The following is a 17,547-nucleotide window of genomic DNA, read 5'->3' as shown; positions in this document are numbered from 1 at the left end:
CCGACCGGGAGGTCACCCATGTTGTTCCTCCTCGCCGCCGAGGGTGGTGAGTCAGAGCACAACCCGATCATTCCGATCTGGCAGGAGATCGTGGTCGGCACGGTCGCCTTCGCCGTGCTCTGCTTCGTGCTGATGAAGTTCGTCTTCCCGCGCATGGAGCAGACGTTCCAGGCTCGGGTCGACGCGATCGAGGGCGGCATCAAGCGCGCCGAGGCCGCCCAGGCCGAGGCGAACCAGCTGCTCGAGCAGTACCGTGCCCAGCTCGCTGAGGCCCGGACCGACGCCGCCAAGATCCGTGACGACGCGCGGGCCGACGCCGAGGGCATCCGGCAGGACATCCTCGCCAAGGCGCGGGAAGAGTCCGACCGGGTCATCCAGGCGGGCAAGGACGCGCTCGCCGCCGAGCGGGCCACCATCGTGCGCGAGCTGCGCGCGGAGGTCGGCACGATCGCGGTGGACCTCGCCAGCAAGATCGTTGGCGAGTCGCTGGCCGACGAGGCACGGCGTAAGGGCACCGTCGACCGGTTCCTGAGCGGTCTCGAGAGCACGGGGGCCCGCTGATGCAGGCCGCCAGCCGGGAGTCGTACAAGGTCGCGGCCGAGCGCCTCGACGCGTACGTCCGCGGCACGGACGCGGTCGCGGCGGCACACACCGCCAACGACCTGCTCGCCGTTGCCGGGCTGCTGCGGCGCGAGCCGCGGCTGCGCCGGGCCCTCTCGGACCCGGGCCGGTCCGGCGCTGACCGCGCCGAACTGCTCGGCGGGATGCTGCGCGGCAAGATCGGCGACGGCGCGCTCGACCTGCTCGCCGCGCTGGTCTCCGGCCGTTGGTCGGTGCCGTCGGAGTTGCTCGACGGCGTCGAGCGGCTCGGCGTGGAGGCGGCACTGGCCAGCACCGAGGCCTCCGGCGATCTCGGCGAGGTCGAGGACGAACTGTTCCGCTTCGGGCAGGTCGTCGCCGGCCAGCCCGAGCTCTCGGCGGTGCTGTCCAACCCCGCGGTCCCTGTGGACCAGCGCGGGGTCCTGGTCGGTGAGCTGCTCTCCGGCAAGGCGCACCTGGCCACCGTCCGCCTCATCGAGGTGGCGCTTGCCGGCTTCGGTGGGCGTTCCTTCAGCGGATCGCTCACCCGGCTCGTGGAACTCGCCGCCGAACGGCGGGACCGTCAGGTGGCGTACGTCACCGTGGCGGCCCCGTTGAGTGACGAGGAGGAGCGCCGGCTGGGTGCGAGCCTCGCCGCGATATACGGTCGAGAGGTCTCCGTCAAGCAGACGGTCGACCCTCACGTCCTGGGTGGCGTGAGCGTGCGGGTCGGCTCCGACCTGTACGACGGCACCGTCCTGCGCCGCCTCAACGAGACCCGCAACGCGCTCGCGAAGCGCTGATCGGCTTCGCCGCCCCGCGGCTGAGCGGCTCCGCCGCCCAGCGTTGGGGTGGCTCCGCCGCTCAGCGCCCGGATTGACAGACGCCATTCGGACCGGTCGGTACTAGGTATCCCGGGCCCCTGAATTTTAAGGAAGCAGAGGATGGCCGAGCTGACCATCTCGACGGAGGAGATCCGCGGCGCCCTGGAGCGCTACGTCTCTTCCTACTCGTCCGACGTCTCCCGCGAGGAGGTCGGCACCGTCGCCGACACCGGTGACGGTATCGCCCACGTCGAGGGCCTGCCCTCGACCATGACCAACGAGCTCCTGGAGTTCGAGGACGGCACGCTCGGCGTGGCGTTGAACCTCGACGTCCGGGAGATCGGTGTCGTCGTTCTCGGTGACTCCGCCAAGTTGGAGGAGGGGCAGCGCGTCAAGCGCACCGAGCGGGTTCTCTCCGTTCCGGTCGGCGACGCCTTCCTCGGCCGCGTGGTCAACGCGCTCGGTGAGCCGATCGACGCGCTCGGCGACATCGCCAACGAGGGCTTCCGCGAGCTGGAGCTGCAGGCTCCGAACGTGATGTCCCGGCAGTCCGTCGACGAGCCGCTGCAGACCGGCATCAAGGCCATCGACGCGATGACCCCGATCGGTCGGGGTCAGCGGCAGCTGATCATCGGTGACCGGAAGACCGGTAAGACCACTGTCGCCCTGGACGCCATCCTCAACCAGCGGGACAACTGGCGCACCGGCGACCCGAAGAAGCAGGTTCGCTGCATCTACGTCGCCATCGGCCAGAAGGCCTCCACGATCGCCTCCATCAAGGGGCAGCTCGAGGAGGCGGGCGCGATGGAGTACACCACCATCGTCGCCTCGCCGGCCTCCGACCCGGCTGGCTTCAAGTACCTCGCCCCGTACACCGGCTCGTCCATCGGGCAGCACTGGATGTACGGCGGCAAGCACGTCCTGATCGTCTTCGACGACCTGAGCAAGCAGGCCGAGGCGTACCGCGCCGTGTCGCTGCTGCTGCGTCGCCCGCCGGGCCGTGAGGCGTACCCGGGTGACGTCTTCTACCTGCACTCCCGCCTGCTGGAGCGCTGCGCGAAGCTCTCCGACGAGCTGGGTGGCGGCTCGATGACCGGTCTGCCGATCATCGAGACGAAGGCCAACGACATCTCGGCCTTCATCCCGACCAACGTCATCTCGATCACCGACGGCCAGATCTTCCTGGAGACCGACCTGTTCAACCAGGGCGTCCGTCCGGCGATCAACGTCGGTACCTCGGTCTCCCGGGTCGGTGGCGCCGCGCAGGTGAAGCCGATGAAGAAGGTCGCCGGTTCGCTGCGGCTCAACCTCGCCCAGTACCGCGAGCTGGAGGCGTTCGCCGCCTTCGCCTCCGACCTGGACCGGGCCTCCCGGGCCCAGCTGGACCGCGGTTCGCGCCTGGTGGAGCTGCTCAAGCAGCCGAACTACTCGCCGTTCCCGGTGCAGGAGCAGGTCGTCTCGGTCTGGGCCGGCACCGAGGGCAAGCTGGACGACATCCCGGTGGGCGAGGTCCGGCGCTTCGAGTCGGAGTTCCTCCAGTACCTGCGGCACAAGCACCAGGGTGTGCTGGCCGGCATCGCCGACAACCAGTGGAACGACGACATCATCGGCTCGCTGGACGGCGCGATCGCCGAGTTCAAGCAGGTCTTCCTCGGCAAGGAGGACGAGCGCACGGTCAACGACGCGCCGGCCACGCCGCTTGAGGGCGACGAGAACCGCGAGACGGTGACCCGCTTCCGCGACGGCGCGACCGACCGCCCGGCCGAGAGCTGATCCCGTGGCGGCCCAGGTACGCGTTCTTCGTCAACGGATCCGCTCGGCGAAGTCGATGAAGAAGATCACCAAGGCGATGGAGCTCGTGGCGACGAGCCGGATCGCCAAGGCTCAGGCCCGGGTGCAGGCGTCCCTGCCGTACGCCCAGGCCATCACCGGTGTGCTCACGGCGCTGGCGTCCAACGCGCGGATCGACCACCCGCTGCTCACCCCGCGTGAGCGGGTGCGGCGGGCCGGTGTCCTGTTGGTCACCAGCGACCGTGGCCTGGCCGGCGGTTACAGCTCCAACGCGATCAGGATGGCGGAGTCGCTGATCGCGCGGCTCAAGGCGGACGGCAAGGAGCCGGTGCTCTACGTCATCGGGCGTAAGGGCGTCGGGTTCTACCGGTTCCGTGACCGGCCGATCGAGGCGAACTGGACCGGCTTCAGCGAGCAGCCGTCGTTCGAGGACGCCCGTACCGTTGGTGAGACGCTGATCAAGGCGTTCACCGCCGGTGCGGACGACGTCGACGGCGGTGCCGGAGCGGACGGGGTGGTCGGGGTCGACGAGTTGCACATCGTCTACACCGAGTTCCACTCGCTCATGACGCAGAACCCGGTCACCAAGGTCATCGGTCCGATGCAGGTGGAGGACCGGCCGCGCTCCGAGGGGTTGCTGCCGGCGTACGAGTTCGAGCCGGAGGCGGAGGCGCTGCTCGACGCGCTCCTGCCGAGGTACATCAACACGCGGATCTACGCGGCGTTGATCGAGTCGGCGGCGAGTGAGTCGGCGTCGCGTCGGCGGGCGATGAAGAGCGCCACCGACAATGCCGAAGAGATGATCGAGAAGTACACGCGCGAGATGAACTCGGCTCGCCAGGCCGGGATCACCCAGGAGATCAGCGAGATCGTCGGCGGCGCCAACGCGCTGGCCGCGTCGGGAAGTGAAGTGTGATGACTGCACCAGTAGAGACCAAGACGGCCACGGGTCGCGTGGTCCGGGTCATCGGCCCGGTCGTCGACGCCGAGTTCCCGCGCGACGCCATGCCGGCCCTGTTCAACGCCCTCCACGTGAAGGTGAATCTGTCCGGCGGTGAGAAGACGCTGACCCTGGAGGTTGCCCAGCACCTGGGTGACAACCTGGTCCGTGCCATCTCGATGCAGCCGACCGACGGTCTGGTCCGCGGCGCCGAGGTGCGTGACCTCGGCGAGCCGATCACGGTGCCGGTGGGCGACGCGGTCAAGGGCCGCGTGTTCAACGCGATCGGCGAGGTGCTCAACCTCAAAGAGGGCGAGACGTTCGAGGCCGACGACCGGTGGGGCATCCACCGCAAGGCCCCGGCCTTCGCGGACCTGGAGCCGAAGACCGAGATGCTGGAGACCGGCATCAAGGTCATCGACCTGCTCGCCCCGTACGTCAAGGGCGGCAAGATCGGCCTGTTCGGCGGCGCGGGCGTGGGCAAGACGGTGCTCATCCAGGAGATGATCACCCGGGTTGCCCGCAACTTCGGTGGTACCTCGGTCTTCGCCGGCGTGGGTGAGCGCACCCGTGAGGGCAACGACCTCATCGCCGAGATGACCGAGTCCGGCGTCATCGACAAGACCGCGCTGGTCTACGGCCAGATGGACGAGCCGCCGGGCACCCGGCTGCGGGTGGCGCTCTCCGCGCTGACCATGGCCGAGTACTTCCGGGACGTGAAGAAGCAGGAGGTGCTGCTCTTCATCGACAACATCTTCCGCTTCACGCAGGCCGGTTCGGAGGTGTCCACCCTGCTCGGCCGTATGCCGAGCGCCGTGGGTTACCAGCCGACCCTGGCCGACGAGATGGGCGAGCTCCAGGAGCGGATCACCTCCGTCCGGGGCCAGGCCATCACCTCCATGCAGGCGATCTACGTGCCGGCGGACGACTACACCGACCCCGCCCCGGCCACCACGTTCGCCCACCTGGACGCGACCACCAACTTGGAGCGGTCGATCTCCGACAAGGGCATCTACCCGGCCGTGGACCCGCTGGCGTCCTCGTCCCGGATCCTCGCCCCGGAGTTCGTCGGCAACGAGCACTTCCAGGTTGCCACCGAGGTGAAGCGGATCCTGCAGCGTTACCGCGACCTGCAGGACATCATCGCCATCCTCGGCATTGAGGAGCTCTCCGAGGAAGACAAGATCACCGTGCAGCGCGCGCGGCGGATCGAGCGCTTCCTCTCGCAGAACACCTACGCGGCGGAGCAGTTCACCGGCGTGCCGGGCTCGACGGTCCCGATCAAGGAGACCATCGAGGCGTTCCGCAAGATCAGCGACGGTGAGTACGATCACTTCCCCGAGCAGGCGTTCTTCATGTGCGGCGGTCTCGAGGACCTGGAGCGCAAGGCTGAGGAGCTGATGAAGAGCTGACCCAGCTCTCATCCGACCAGTAGCAAAAAGACTGCCCCGGCAATGCCGGGGCAGTCTTTTGTTCATGTTCGCGTCCTACCATCGTCGCGGTCCGTTACTCGTGGTCGTCACTCCGGAGGGTCCCGAGCTACGGTTCGTTCCGCGCTCACGTGAACGAGCGTTGATCTTTGCAACCTTTCGACGACGTGCGCCCGTCTTCCTCGTCGTGGGCGTAACGAACGGAGCTGCTCGTGGGTAAGGCCGGCAAGAGTGGCCGCAAGCCGTCCATCTGGCGAGGTGTGCCGCGGTGGGCCAGGATCTGCACGGTCTTCGGCACCGTGCTGACCGTGCTCAGCGGCGCGGTCCTGGTCGGCACCGAGGTGCTCATGGCCCGCTACGAGGGGTCCGTCGGCAAGGCTGACCTCTTCGGCGACCAGGCGGCGGGTGCCCAGGCGAAGAAGAGCGACATCAAGGGTCCGCTCAACATCCTGCTCGTCGGCATCGACCCGCGTACGCCGACGGCCGCGCCACTGGCCGACTCGATCATGGTGCTGCACGTGCCGGCCTCGATGGACCGGGCCTACCTCTTCTCGCTGCCACGTGACCTCTACGTGGACATCCCGGCGTTCAAGAAGGCCGACTTCCCGGGCGAGACCACGAAGATCAACGCCGCGATGTCGTTCGGCAGCAAGGTGCCGGGGGCCAACCCCGACGCGGCACGGGGCTTCGAGCTGCTCGCCACCACAGTGCAGAAGGTGACCGGCATCAAGCGCTTCGACGCTGGCGCGATCATCAACTTCACCGGTTTCCAGAAGATCGTCGACGCCATGGGCGGTGTCGACATGTACATCGAGCGCGACGTGAAGTCCGAGCACAAGCAGCCGGACGGCACGCCGCGGCCGGGCAACACCCGTGGTGAGGGCTACGTCGGCCCGCAGGCGCTCTACAAGAAGGGCAACAGGCACCTGAGTGGGTGGCAGGCGCTGGACTACGTCCGGCAGCGCTACCCGAAGAACGGTGTTCCGGATTCCGACTACGGCCGGCAGCGCCACCAGCAGCAGTTCGTCAAGGCCATGGTCGGCCAGGCGTTCAGCGCCGACGTGGTCTCCAACCCGATCAAGCTGGACAAGGTGCTCCGCGCCGCCGGCCAGTCGTTGATCTTCAACGGTCGAGGCAACAGCGTGGTCGACTTCGGGCTCGCCCTGAAGGACATCCGCCCGAACACCATCGAGATGATCAAGCTGCCCGGTGGCGGGGTCTTCGAGGGCAAGAAGTACCTGGGCGAGCAGTTCCAGGAAGGTGTTCCGGACTTCTTCACCGCTCTGCACAACGAGCAACTCGACCCGTTCCTGCTGGAGCACCCGGAATTCGTCAACAAGGCCAAGTAGTCAGGCCGGCGTTGTCCCCACCCGCGTTGGGCGCGCCGCATCGTCAGGCTAGACTTTCGGCAATCCGTAGCCGCAGCAAGGAGACAGCGTGGCACAGCAGCTTCACGTCGAGCTCGTCGCCGTCGAGGAGAAGGTCTGGTCCGGTGACGCCGAGATGGTCGTCGCCCGGACGACCGAAGGCGAGCTCGGTGTCCTGCCGGGGCACGCGCCGCTGCTCGGCCAGCTCGCCGAGCCCGGCCAGGTACGCATCAAGCTCGCCGGCGGCGAGCAGGTCGCCTACGAGGTGGCCGGCGGCTTCCTTTCGGTCAGCGCCGACGGCGTCACCGTACTGGCCGAGAGCGCAACCCCGGTCTCCGCGCAGAGCCGCTGAGCCACACCGGGGATGGAGATCGTCGAAGGATTCGGAATCGGCGTTGTCGTCATCCTCGGCGCGCTTCTGATCCTCTTCGTCCGGCGAGCTCTGGTCACCCGCAGTGGTGGCATCATCCGGCTCAGCGTCCGGGTCTCCACCATGCTCGACGGCCGTGGCTGGTCGCCCGGCTTCGGCCGGTTCGCCGGTGACGAGCTGCGCTGGTACCGGATGTTCAGCTTCGCGATCCGGCCCAAGCGGGTGCTCTCCCGCAAGGGGCTGGCCGTGGAGCGCCGCCGGTTGCCGGAAGGTCAGGAACGGTTCTCCATGCCGGCCGACTGGGTGATCCTCCGCTGTACCAGTAACCACGCACCGGTGGAGATCGCCATGGCGCGATCGACGGTGACCGGTTTTCTCTCCTGGCTCGAGGCCGCCCCTCCGGGGGCGGTCTCGCCGCGTATGGCCTCCCAGGACTGGCCGGCTGCCTGATCGGCTCTTCTCTGGTCGCTCGTGTGGTTTCCGGGGGAGCCCGCCCGGCTCCGGGCGGTCAGGCTTGATCCCTGCGCCGGGCGGGCTCCCCCGGAAACCCTTCGTCGGGCACTGTGCGCCGGTCCGGGGCGGTTTTCTCATGTGCCGTTACCGATGCAGCTGAGTCCTGCCTTCCCGGTGGTCCAGGTGCCGCAAGATCACGTCGTCGGGTCGATCTAGGCGCTGGTCAGGTCGGCTCGCCGAGGAGTCGGCCCTGGCTACGCGTGGTGGCGGGCAGAGTGGGAACCCAGACCTCGACGTGGTGCGGAGCGCCGACGTTCAGCGCTTGCCGCCCGGCACCCATAGCACGTCTCCTGCCGGATTTGCCGTTCTTGACAGGATAAAGAGCAGATCGGAGAGCCGGTTGAGATACTTTGCCGGGAGCGTGCTGGTTCGTTCCGGATCGTGGCTGACCAGCGCCCACGCTGCCCGTTCGGCACGCCGGGCGACGGTCCGTGCCACGTGCAGCAGCGCCGCGCCTGCGGTGCCGCCGGGGAGGATGAAGGAGTCGAGCTTGCTCAGGCGTGCGTTGTACTCGTCGCACCAGCCCTCCAGGCGCTCGACGTACTCCTCGGTCACCCGCAGCGGCGGGTACTTCGGCTCCGGCTCGACCGGGGTGGACAGGTCGGCGCCGACGTCGAACAGGTCGTTCTGCACCGACCCCAGCACGCCGCGAAGCTCCTCGTCGAGGTTTCCCAGCGCGAGGGCGACGCCGATCGCCGCGTTGCACTCGTCGACATCCGCGTACGCGGCGATCCGTGGATCGGTCTTCGGCACCTGCTCGTTGTTGCTCAGCCTGGTCATGCCGGCGTCGCCGGCCTTGGTGTAGATGCGCGTGAGGTGGACGGCCATGACGCACAGCCTACGGATTCCCGACCTGACGATCCCGGCGCGGCCGGACAGCACCGCCGGCTGGCCGGTGGTGGTGGGTCCCGGCGACGCCGGCGATTCGGCGGTCAACGATGTCGACGTCATCCGGGTACGCGGTGACGCCCGACTGTCCGGCACCGTGCACGTGGTCGGTGCCAAGAACTCGGCGTTGAAGCTGATGGCCGCCGCGCTGCTCGCGCCGGGCCGCAGTGTGATCACCAACGTCCCCCGGATCACCGACATCGCGATCATGGGAGAGGTGCTGCGTCGGCTGGGCTGCGACGTCCAGTTCGACGCGGACGACCCGGTCGACCCGATGGTCGCCCGTGGCGGCGTGGCCCGGTCCCGGTCGGTGACGATCGACGTACCCGAGCAGCCGGGCGCGGAGGCCGACTACGACCTGGTTCGACGGTTGCGCGCGTCGATCTGCGTGCTCGGCCCGTTGCTGGCCCGTCGGGGGTACGTGCGGGTGGCCCATCCCGGCGGCGACGCGATCGGGTCGCGGGGGTTGGACATGCACATCTCCGGGCTGACCCGGATGGGCGCGGAGATCTCCGGTGAGCACGGGTTCGTCATCGCCTCCGCCCCGCACGGGCTGCGTGGCGCGGACATCGTGCTGGATTTCCCCAGCGTCGGCGCCACCGAGAATTTGGTGATGGCGGCGGTGCTGGCCCAGGGCACCACGATGATCGACAACGCTGCCCGGGAGCCGGAGATCGTCGACATCTGCACGATGCTCAACCAGATGGGCGCGCGCATCGTCGGCGCGGGCACGTCGACGTTGCGCATCACCGGGGTGCCCGGTCTGCGTCCGGTGCGTCACGCCACGGTGGGGGACCGGATCGTCGCCGGCACCTGGGCGTTCGGCGCTGCGATGACCCGGGGCGACGTGACGGTGACCGGGCTGGACCCGGCCTTCCTGGAGGTCGCCCTGGACAAGGTGGTGGCCGCCGGCGGGCTGGTGGAGACCCGGGGAGGCGGCTTCCGCGTACGGATGGACGAGCGGCCCCGGGCGGTGGACGTGGTGACGCTGCCGTACCCCGGCTTCGCCACCGATCTGCTGCCGATGGCGATCGGGCTGGCGGCCGTCAGCGACGGCGCCTCCCTGATCACCGAGAACATCTTCGACGGCCGGTTCATGTTCGCCAACGAGATGATGCGGCTCGGCGCGGACATCAAGACCGACGGGCATCACGCGGTGGTCCGGGGCCGGGACCGGCTCTCCGGTGCCCCGGTGCGGGCCACCGACATCCGGGCCGGAGCAGGGTTGATCATCGCCGGACTCTGCGCGGAGGGGGTCACCGAGGTCTCCCACGTGCACCATGTCGACCGGGGCTACCCGGACTTCGTGGCCGACCTGCGTGCGCTCGGGGTGGCGGTCGAGCGGGGCACCACGCCGGAGGAGCCGGCACTGGAGATCTGAGGCCCCACAACCCGGCCCGACCGCCACTTAGCCATCGTTCAGGCTCGCCGACTAGGGTGCAGGCAGGCACTCAATCGCAGCGAGGGAGAAGCAGATGGCGGGTCGACTCGCGGTCGTCGGGGCCGGGCTGATGGGTTCCGGCATCGCCCAGGTGGCGGCGCAGGCGGGCTGGCAGGTGACGCTGCGCGACCTGGACGACGCGGCCACCACCCGGGGTCTCGGCGGTATTCGGAAGTCACTGGGGAAGTTCGCCGAGAAGGGCAAGATCGAGGCGTCCGAGGTCGAGGCGACGCTGGCTCGGATCACCCCGACCACCGACCTGGAGGCGGCGGCGGACGCGGACATCGTGGTCGAGGCGGTCTTCGAGCGGCTGGAGATCAAGCACGAGGTGTTCCGCGCCCTGGACAAGATCTGCAAGTCGGACGCGGTGCTCGCCACCAACACCTCGGCGATCCCGGTCACCCAGATCGCCGCGGTGACCGAGCGGCCCGAGGCGGTGGTCGGCACCCACTTCTTCTCCCCGGTGCCGATGATGCAGCTCTGCGAGCTGGTGCGCGGTTACAAGACCAGCGACGCCACGCTGGACACCGCGCGGGCCTTCGCCGAGGAGATCGGTAAGACGGTAGTCGTGGTCAACCGGGACATCGCCGGTTTCGTCACCACCCGGCTGATCTCCGCCCTGGTGATGGAGGCGGTCAAGCTGGTCGAGTCCGGGGTGGTGTCCGCGGAGGACCTGGACACCGCCTGCCGGCTGGGCTTCGGGCACGCGATGGGCCCGCTGGCCACCACCGACCTGACCGGCGTGGACGTGCTGCTGCACGCCTCGAAGAACATCTACACCGACACCGCCGACGAGAAGTTCTTCCCGCCGGAGCTGCTCCAGCGCATGGTCACCGCCGGTGACCTGGGCCGCAAGACCGGTAAGGGCTTCTACACGTACTGAGCTGTGGCAGCCGGGGCGGTCGCCCGCCCCGGCTGGCCGGTCAGCCGTCGCGCTTGGTGGTCCAGCGGAAGGTGGTCAGGCAGAGCACCACACCGATCACGCACCACAGGGCCAGCACCACCGCCACCCGGCCCAGCTCGAACGAGCCGCCCGGCTCCTGGGCGCCGAAGCTCTCCGGCAGGAACACCGACCGCAGCCCCTGGCACATCCACTTGAGCGGGAACACCGCCGCCACCTGCTGCATCCAGGTCGGCAGGTCGGTGAAGACGAAGAACACACCGGAGATGAACTGGAGCACCAGGGCCACCGGGGTGACCACCGCCGAGCCGCTGCGGGCGGTGCGGGCCAGCGACGAGATCGCGATGCCGCACAGGGTGCACGCGGTCACCCCGAGCACGGCGACCCAGCCGAAGGTGAACCATTTCGCGGCGGTGCCCGGCAGGTCGAGGTCGAACAGGGCCACCGCGACGGCCAGCAGCAGCACCGTCTCGGCGATCCCGATCGCCACCACCATGATCACTTTGCCGGCGAACCAGACCCACTTCGGCATCGGCGTGCCCCGGTAGCGCTTGAGCACGCCCCGGTCCCGCTCGATCGGGATCCAGATGCCGAGGTTCTGGAAGCTCACCGTCATCAGGCCGGTCGCGATCATGCCGGTGATGAAGTACTGGGTGAACTTGACCCCGCCGCCGATCGTGCCGTCGAAGATCGACGCGAAGATCAGGATCATGATGATGGGGAAGCCCATCGTGAAGACCACCGACTCCCGGCTGCGCAGGAACTGGGTGATCTCCAGTCGGCCCTGGCGCAGGGCGAGCGCGCCGGCACCCGGCCGCCGGCCGCGAGTCGCGGTGACCGGCGTCGCCGGCTTCGTCGTGGTCGTCATCGCGCGTGTCCGGTCATGGTGAGGTAGACGTCCTCCAGGGTCGGCCGGGTCACCGTGAGCCCGGGGACCTCGCCGCCGTAGCGCGCGGCGAGGTCGGCCACGAAGGCCGTCGGCGTCGCGCTCTGCGCGCTTTCCAGCGTCCCTTCCGCGGTACGCCAGGAGACCGTCGCGAGGGCCTCCTGCCGATTGCCCAGCCGGTTGGGCGCGGCGACCTCGACCAGCCGGCCGCCGGCGATCACGCCGACCCGGTCAGCGAGGGCCTCGGCCTCGTCCAGGTAATGGGTGGTGAGCACGATGGTGGTGCCCGCCGCGGCGAGATCGCGGATCAGCTCCCAGAACTCGCGGCGGGCCTCCGGGTCGAAACCGGTGGCCGGCTCGTCGAGGAAGAGCAGCTCGGGGCGGCCGATGATGCCCAGGGCCACGTCCAGGCGGCGCTTCTGCCCGCCGGAGAGGGTGTGCGTCCGGGCCTTCGCCTTGTCGGCCAGCCCGACCCGCTCGATCACCTTGTCCGGGTCGTCCGCGTCGGGGTAGAAGCCGGAGAAGTGCCGGATCACCTCGGCCACGGTCAGCTCGTCGAACTCGCCGGTGCCCTGGAGCACGATGCCGACCCGGGAGCGCCAGCCGGCGTCGGGGTTGGCCGGGTCCGCGCCGAGCACGGAGACCTCGCCGGCGTCCCGGCGGCGGTAACCCTCCAGGATCTCCACGGTGGTGGTCTTGCCGGCGCCGTTCGGGCCGAGCAACGCGAACACCTCGCCGCGGTGGACGTCCAGATCCACGCCCGCCACCGCCACGTTGTCGCCGTACGCCTTGCGCAGCCCTCGGACGGAGATGGCCAGCTCGTCATCCATGCCGTCCAGTGTGCGTCCTGGCCTGGGTCGGGTGGTGCCCGGGGTGTGGCGGTCCACGCCACTGCGGGCGATTGCCACCCGGACGTCCCCGACATGGACCTGTGTGGTTTTCCACAGCTCCTTTTACTGAACGGTAACTTAGACTCCGGCCATGGATGAGACGGCATTCCCGGGGCGACTGCCCGAGCGGGACCGCCCGTGGGTGATGCGCACCTACGCCGGCCACTCGTCGGCCGCTGCGACCAACGCCCTCTTTCGCCGCAACCTGGCGAAGGGGCAGACCGGCCTGTCGGTCGCCTTCGACCTGCCTACCCAGACCGGGTACGACCCGGACCACGAACTCGCCTCCGGTGAGGTCGGGCGGGTCGGCGTGCCGGTGGCCCACCTCGGTGACATGCGGGCGCTCTTCGACGGTCTCCCGCTCGCCGACACGAACACCTCGATGACCATCAACGCGCCGGCGATGTGGCTGCTCGCCCTGTACGGCACCGTCGGGCTGGAGCAGGGCGCCGACCTGACCCGCTGCGCCGGCACCACCCAGAACGACATCATCAAGGAGTACCTGTCCCGGGGTACCTACATCTTTCCGCCGGCGGCGTCGTTGCGGCTCACCGCCGACGTGGTGGCGTACACGCTGCGCGAGATGCCCCGGTGGAACCCGGTCAACATCTGCTCGTACCACCTCCAGGAGGCCGGCGCCACGCCCGTGCAGGAGGTCGGCTTCGCGCTGGCCACCGCTGTCGCCGTGCTCGACGCGGTCCGTGACTCCGGCCAGGTGCCGGCCGAGCGGATGGGCGACGTGGTCCAGCGGATCTCGTTCTTCGTCAACGCCGGGGTGCGCTTCGTCGAGGAGATCGCCAAGATGCGCGCGTTCGGCGTGCTCTGGGACGAGATCACCCGGGACCGGTACGGGGTCACCGACGCCAGACAACGGCGGTTCCGCTACGGCGTGCAGGTCAACTCGCTCGGCCTCACCGAGGCGCAGCCGGAGAACAACATCCAGCGCATCGTGCTGGAGATGCTCGGCGTGACGATGTCCCGCGACGCCCGGGCCCGCGCGGTCCAACTGCCCGCCTGGAACGAGGCGCTCGGCCTGCCCCGCCCGTGGGACCAGCAGTGGTCGCTGCGGATGCAGCAGGTCCTGGCGTACGAATCGGATCTGCTCGAATATCCCGACCTTTTCGCCGGCTCGCACGTGATGACCGCACTGGTCGACGAGGTCGTCACCGGGGCGCGGGTCGAGCTGGACAAGGTGCTGGAGCTGGGCGGCGTCGTCGCCGCCGTGGAGACCGGCCACCTCAAGAGCGCGCTTGTCGCGTCGCTGGCCGAGCGCCGTCGGCGGATGGAGTCCGGTGCCGACGTGGTGGTCGGGGTCAACCGGTACACCGAGACGGAACCCTCCCCGCTGACCGCCGCCGGCGCAGGCGCCGTCGAGCAGGTCGATTCCGCGGTCGAGGCGGCCGCCGTGGACGGCGTACGCCGATGGCGGGCCGACCGGGACGCGACCGTCGTCGACGCGGCGTTGGCCCGGCTGCGCGCGGACGCCGCGACCACCACCAACCTGATGCCGGCCACCCTGGAGTGCGTGCGGGCCGGGGTGACCACCGGCGAGTGGGCCGGCGCGCTGCGCCAGGTGTTCGGCGAGTACCGGGCGCCGACCGGCCTGGCCGGTGCCACCGGCGGCGGTGGGGAGCCGGGCCTCGTGGCGGTCCGAGAGCGGGTCACCGCCACCGCGCGGGAGCTGGGCAGCGGCCGGCTGCGGCTGCTGGTCGGCAAACCCGGCCTGGACGGGCACTCCAACGGCGCGGAGCAGATCGCGGTACGCGCCCGCGACGCCGGCTTCGAGGTCGTCTACCAGGGCATCCGGTTGACCGCGGGGCAGATCGTCGCCGCCGCCGTCGAGGAGGATGTCGACCTGGTCGGGCTCTCCGTGCTCTCCGGGTCGCACCTGGCCGCCGTGCCCGCGGTGCTCGACGGGCTGCGCGCCGCCGGCCGGCCGGACCTGCCGGTGGTGGTGGGCGGCATCATCCCGGCCAGTGACGCGGACACCCTCCGGGCGGCCGGGGTCGCCCGGGTCTTCACCCCGAAGGACTTCGCCCTCACCGGCATCATCGACGACCTGGTGACGGTCATCCGTCACGCCAACGACCTGCCCTGATCGGGCGTCGTCGCCGGGCCGTGCGACAGCCTGCTCGCGTGGGCCCTCCCAGCCCGACCCGCCGCCGGCAGGTCAGCGCCGTGGTTGGTCAGCGGCCGGCGTAGGTCATGCAGTCGGCCATGTCGTTGTCCGGACCGACCCTGATCGACGCCGCGTGGCACTCCAGCTGCTCGTTGTGCCGGCAGTCGGCGCGCTGGCAGGCGCCCACCTGCGCGATCAGGCTCTCCACGCCGCCGCGCACGGGCGACTCGACGAAGGTGTGGCAGTGGGCGTGATCCATGCTGCCGATGGTGATCGCGAAGGCGTGGCAGTCACCCGACTGGTTGTACGCGCACGCGGCGACCACACATTCCTGGACTCGGGGCATCTCCAACGCTGCGGTCATGCCGACCTCCTCTAGGTTCTTGCCCCGATCCTAGGCTTTTGTCGACCCGTGCAACCCCGGTATGGCGGGCCGCCGATCCGCCGCCCAGCGTGATCGACTCGGGTTTCAGGAACGCGGGGTCTCCCGCTGCGGGGGATGGCCCGGTTTCCAGGAACCCGAGTCGATCAAGCGTCAGACGCGGAAGCCGGCGGCGCGGGCGGCCTCTCGTTCGCGGCGTCGTTCGGATCGACGACGGAAGAACCAGAAGGTGAAGAACGCCAGGCCGACCAGGACGACGAGCACCAGCACCGGCAGGATGATCGCCACCAGGGAGACCACCACGCTGGTGGCGTCCTCGGCGGTGCTGGCGACCGGGGCGCCGATCCCGGCGGTGGTCGCGTTGATCACCGGGCGGGCCGCGGACTTGAGCAGGTGCACGCCCAACGCCAGCAGTACGCCGGTGGCGACCGGCACCCACTGGTGGGACGAGAAGAAGCTCCCCGGGTCGCTGACCGTCACCGTCTCCGACGAGGAGCCGGCGCCGAAGGCCAGGCCACCGGCGGTGGGTCGGACCACTGTCTGCACCACGTCGTTGATGTGGTCGACCACTGGCACCTTGTCCGCGACCATCTCCACGGCGAGCAGCACGGCCATGATGGCGATGACCCAGCCGTTGCCGAGCCAGGTCCAGCCGCTGGGCAGGTCGATCAGGTCGGTGTAACGGCCGAGTAGACCGAGGATGAGCAGGGGTATGTAGGCGTTCAGCCCCGCCGAGGCGGCGAGACCGGTGCCGGTGAGGACTTCGAACACGGTCTCAGCATCGCATCGACGCGCCAGTGCCGCTCGCTGGCGACCGGGGGGTGCTCGGCTACCCTCGTCGGGTGCGGTTGGTCATTGCGAAGTGCTCGGTGGACTATGTCGGACGGCTCTCGGCTCACCTGCCGCTGGCCACCCGGTTGCTGATGGTGAAGGCGGACGGGTCGGTGTCCATTCACGCCGACGACCGTGCGTACAAGCCGTTGAACTGGATGAGCCCGCCGTGTCGGTTGGAGGAGGCCCCCGGTGTGTGGCGGGTCGTCAACAAGGCTGGCGAGGAACTGCGGATCACCCTGGAGGAGATCTTCCAGGACACCTCGTACGAGCTGGGTGTGGATCCGGGCCTGCGCAAGGACGGGGTGGAGGCGCACCTGCAGGAGTTGCTGGCCGCCAACCCGGGTGCCCTGGGTGAGGGGTTCACGCTGGTCCGCCGCGAGTACATGACGGCCATCGGCCCGGTCGACCTGCTGTGCCGGGATGCCAACTCGGGCTCGGTCGCCGTCGAGGTCAAGCGGCGCGGCGACATCGACGGGGTGGAGCAGTTGACCCGTTATCTCGAGCTGATGAACCGTGACCCGCTGCTCAGCCCCGTCGTCGGGGTCTTCGCCGCCCAGGAGATCAAGCCGCAGGCCCGGGTGCTCGCCACCGACCGGGGCATCCGGTGTGTGGTCGTGGACTACGACAGGCTGCGCGGCATCGTGAAGGACGAGCTGACCCTCTTCTGAGCGGCGACCTACCCGTTGCGCACCGCGATCAGTGACTTCGGCAGACCGAACACCCTCTCCACCAGCATGGTCGAGTCGGGGAAGTAGTGGCGCATCTGCGAGCGGTCCAACAACTCGGTCCAGAGCACCTGGTGGATGGCGGCGTCGTGGCTGCGGGTCGGCTTGTGCCCCAACGGCCAGCGTCGGGCGAACGCGGTGCGCAGTCGTACCGGCAGGAACTGCATGCCGGGCGCGATCCAGTGTGGCTCGATGGGGAAGTAGCGGTAGGGCGTCTGCACCCAGTGCCGGTCGGCCAGTGAGCGGGCGGCGGCGGCGAAGCGAATTCGGCGTTCGTGCCCGCCCACATGCTCCAGCACCGAGTTCGAGAAGACCAGGTCGTAGCTGCCCTTGGTGAGGTGCGGGGGCAGGTCGCAGGCGTCGGCCCGCTCGACGTGGGCCCATTCCGGAACGACGGCGGGCGGCTGCTCCAGGTTGACGACTGTCACTCGGGCCGGTCGGACGGTGGCGCGGTGCCAGGTGCCGAGCCGACCACCGAGGTCGACCACGTGCATGTCGCCGATGTTGGGAAAGGTGCGCGCCAGCCAGTCCGAACGGTGCCGACGCCGTCGGGCGCTCCACGACTGGTCACTGTCGACAAGGCGGTAGCGCAATCGATTGGGGCCCATTTAACGCAATGTACCGCCGTGACCACGGCGTATAAACATGTGGATACACCGATCCTCGT

Annotated in this window: 18 protein-coding genes; 12 read left to right on the top strand and 6 right to left on the bottom strand. The window is 69.3% G+C overall.

Annotation, left to right across the window (positions count from 1 at the left end):
* Positions 1-21 precede the first annotated feature (21 nt).
* The 8 genes from ACIA47_RS19185 (at position 22) to ACIA47_RS19150 (ending at position 7,751) form a co-directional block, all read left to right on the top strand.
* Entirely contained in the window at positions 22-561 is a 540-nt protein-coding gene (locus ACIA47_RS19185; protein WP_091406472.1) for a F0F1 ATP synthase subunit B, read from the top strand.
* Complete coding sequence (locus ACIA47_RS19180; protein WP_203120477.1) at positions 561-1,382, top strand: F0F1 ATP synthase subunit delta; 822 nt, start codon at positions 561-563, stop codon at positions 1,380-1,382. The genes ACIA47_RS19185 and ACIA47_RS19180 overlap by 1 nt, the downstream gene beginning before the upstream one ends.
* A gap of 141 nt (positions 1,383-1,523) precedes the next feature.
* A complete protein-coding gene (gene atpA / locus ACIA47_RS19175) occupies positions 1,524-3,176 on the top strand; it encodes a F0F1 ATP synthase subunit alpha (RefSeq protein WP_396709512.1) in 1,653 nt (550 codons plus the stop codon).
* Between the two features lie 4 nt (positions 3,177-3,180).
* Positions 3,181-4,110 carry a F0F1 ATP synthase subunit gamma gene (locus ACIA47_RS19170; protein ID WP_203120479.1) on the top strand — a complete coding sequence of 310 codons (930 nt, stop codon included), beginning with the start codon at positions 3,181-3,183 and terminating at the stop codon, positions 4,108-4,110.
* Positions 4,110-5,546, top strand: coding sequence for a F0F1 ATP synthase subunit beta (gene atpD / locus ACIA47_RS19165; protein ID WP_203120480.1), 1,437 nt, complete (start codon positions 4,110-4,112; stop codon positions 5,544-5,546). Before ACIA47_RS19170 ends, atpD begins: the two co-directional genes overlap by 1 nt.
* Before the next feature lie 224 nt (positions 5,547-5,770).
* A complete protein-coding gene (locus ACIA47_RS19160) occupies positions 5,771-6,913 on the top strand; it encodes an LCP family protein (RefSeq protein WP_203120495.1) in 1,143 nt (380 codons plus the stop codon).
* A gap of 88 nt (positions 6,914-7,001) precedes the next feature.
* Positions 7,002-7,283 carry a F0F1 ATP synthase subunit epsilon gene (locus ACIA47_RS19155; RefSeq protein ID WP_030333186.1) on the top strand — a complete coding sequence of 94 codons (282 nt, stop codon included), beginning with the start codon at positions 7,002-7,004 and terminating at the stop codon, positions 7,281-7,283.
* 12 nt (positions 7,284-7,295) lie between these two features.
* Positions 7,296-7,751 (top strand): DUF2550 domain-containing protein, encoded by a 456-nt coding sequence (locus ACIA47_RS19150; protein WP_091405874.1) that lies wholly within the window; start codon positions 7,296-7,298, stop codon positions 7,749-7,751.
* Positions 7,752-8,069: 318 nt separating this feature from the next.
* Here the strand turns inward: ACIA47_RS19150 and ACIA47_RS19145 are convergent, their stop codons facing one another.
* Positions 8,070-8,642 (bottom strand): cob(I)yrinic acid a,c-diamide adenosyltransferase, encoded by a 573-nt coding sequence (locus ACIA47_RS19145; RefSeq protein ID WP_091405871.1) that lies wholly within the window; start codon positions 8,640-8,642, stop codon positions 8,070-8,072.
* Between ACIA47_RS19145 and murA the strand changes: the two genes are divergently transcribed.
* Together murA and ACIA47_RS19135 are read left to right on the top strand one after the other, a co-directional pair.
* Complete coding sequence (gene murA, locus ACIA47_RS19140; protein WP_396709508.1) at positions 8,641-10,083, top strand: UDP-N-acetylglucosamine 1-carboxyvinyltransferase; 1,443 nt, start codon at positions 8,641-8,643, stop codon at positions 10,081-10,083. The two genes, ACIA47_RS19145 and murA, sit on opposite strands and share 2 nt — an antisense overlap.
* Positions 10,084-10,177: 94 nt before the next feature.
* Positions 10,178-11,026, top strand: coding sequence for a 3-hydroxyacyl-CoA dehydrogenase family protein (locus tag ACIA47_RS19135; RefSeq protein ID WP_396709506.1), 849 nt, complete (start codon positions 10,178-10,180; stop codon positions 11,024-11,026).
* A 40-nt stretch (positions 11,027-11,066) separates the two neighbouring features.
* On the opposite strand, the gene ACIA47_RS19130 is transcribed toward ACIA47_RS19135, so the two are convergent.
* Both ACIA47_RS19130 and ACIA47_RS19125 read right to left on the bottom strand, forming a co-directional pair.
* Positions 11,067-11,912: an ABC transporter permease gene (locus tag ACIA47_RS19130; RefSeq protein ID WP_091405863.1), complete on the bottom strand. Its 846-nt coding sequence runs from the start codon at positions 11,910-11,912 to the stop codon at positions 11,067-11,069.
* A complete protein-coding gene (locus tag ACIA47_RS19125; RefSeq protein ID WP_396709503.1) occupies positions 11,909-12,760 on the bottom strand; it encodes an ABC transporter ATP-binding protein in 852 nt (283 codons plus the stop codon). Before ACIA47_RS19125 ends, ACIA47_RS19130 begins: the two co-directional genes overlap by 4 nt.
* Positions 12,761-12,911: 151 nt before the next feature.
* Here ACIA47_RS19125 and ACIA47_RS19120 point away from each other — a divergent pair, with 151 nt between their 5' ends.
* Positions 12,912-14,918: a protein meaA gene (locus ACIA47_RS19120; RefSeq protein WP_396709501.1), complete on the top strand. Its 2,007-nt coding sequence runs from the start codon at positions 12,912-12,914 to the stop codon at positions 14,916-14,918.
* Between the two features lie 88 nt (positions 14,919-15,006).
* Here the strand turns inward: ACIA47_RS19120 and ACIA47_RS19115 are convergent, their stop codons facing one another.
* Positions 15,007-15,303, bottom strand: a complete 297-nt coding sequence (locus ACIA47_RS19115; protein WP_203120485.1) for a DUF1540 domain-containing protein — start codon at positions 15,301-15,303, stop codon at positions 15,007-15,009.
* Positions 15,304-15,474: 171 nt separating this feature from the next.
* Positions 15,475-16,092 (bottom strand): DUF4126 domain-containing protein, encoded by a 618-nt coding sequence (locus tag ACIA47_RS19110; protein WP_203120486.1) that lies wholly within the window; start codon positions 16,090-16,092, stop codon positions 15,475-15,477.
* A 71-nt stretch (positions 16,093-16,163) separates the two neighbouring features.
* Here ACIA47_RS19110 and nucS point away from each other — a divergent pair, with 71 nt between their 5' ends.
* On the top strand, positions 16,164-16,823 hold the full coding sequence (gene nucS / locus ACIA47_RS19105; protein ID WP_124821209.1) for an endonuclease NucS: 660 nt from the start codon (positions 16,164-16,166) through the stop codon (positions 16,821-16,823).
* 8 nt (positions 16,824-16,831) lie between these two features.
* Here nucS and ACIA47_RS19100 read toward each other — a convergent pair whose 3' ends face one another.
* The gene (locus tag ACIA47_RS19100; RefSeq protein ID WP_396709498.1) at positions 16,832-17,488 is read right to left on the bottom strand and encodes a methyltransferase domain-containing protein; all 657 of its coding nucleotides are present in this window, start codon (positions 17,486-17,488) and stop codon (positions 16,832-16,834) included.
* Positions 17,489-17,547 lie beyond the last annotated feature (59 nt).

Origin of the sequence: Micromonospora sp. NPDC051227, assembly GCF_044455385.1 — a bacterium.
Classification (GTDB): Bacteria; Actinomycetota; Actinomycetes; order Mycobacteriales; family Micromonosporaceae; genus Micromonospora.
This window is presented reverse-complemented; position numbering and strand designations above follow the sequence as displayed.

Bases quoted from the DNA above. Each gene is read 5' to 3' on its own strand.
- ACIA47_RS19180 (WP_203120477.1), top strand. From the start codon at position 561: ATGCAGGCCGCCAGCCGGGAGTCGTACAAGGTCGCGGCCGAGCGCCTC.
- atpA (WP_396709512.1), top strand. From the start codon at position 1,524: ATGGCCGAGCTGACCATCTCGACGGAGGAGATCCGCGGCGCCCTGGAG.
- atpD (WP_203120480.1), top strand. From the start codon at position 4,110: ATGACTGCACCAGTAGAGACCAAGACGGCCACGGGTCGCGTGGTCCGG.
- ACIA47_RS19150 (WP_091405874.1), top strand. From the start codon at position 7,296: ATGGAGATCGTCGAAGGATTCGGAATCGGCGTTGTCGTCATCCTCGGC.
- murA (WP_396709508.1), top strand. From the start codon at position 8,641: ATGACGCACAGCCTACGGATTCCCGACCTGACGATCCCGGCGCGGCCG.
- ACIA47_RS19145 (WP_091405871.1), bottom strand. From the start codon at position 8,642: ATGGCCGTCCACCTCACGCGCATCTACACCAAGGCCGGCGACGCCGGC.
- ACIA47_RS19135 (WP_396709506.1), top strand. From the start codon at position 10,178: ATGGCGGGTCGACTCGCGGTCGTCGGGGCCGGGCTGATGGGTTCCGGC.
- ACIA47_RS19130 (WP_091405863.1), bottom strand. From the start codon at position 11,912: ATGACGACCACGACGAAGCCGGCGACGCCGGTCACCGCGACTCGCGGC.
- ACIA47_RS19125 (WP_396709503.1), bottom strand. From the start codon at position 12,760: ATGGATGACGAGCTGGCCATCTCCGTCCGAGGGCTGCGCAAGGCGTAC.
- ACIA47_RS19120 (WP_396709501.1), top strand. From the start codon at position 12,912: ATGGATGAGACGGCATTCCCGGGGCGACTGCCCGAGCGGGACCGCCCG.
- ACIA47_RS19115 (WP_203120485.1), bottom strand. From the start codon at position 15,303: ATGACCGCAGCGTTGGAGATGCCCCGAGTCCAGGAATGTGTGGTCGCC.
- ACIA47_RS19100 (WP_396709498.1), bottom strand. From the start codon at position 17,488: ATGGGCCCCAATCGATTGCGCTACCGCCTTGTCGACAGTGACCAGTCG.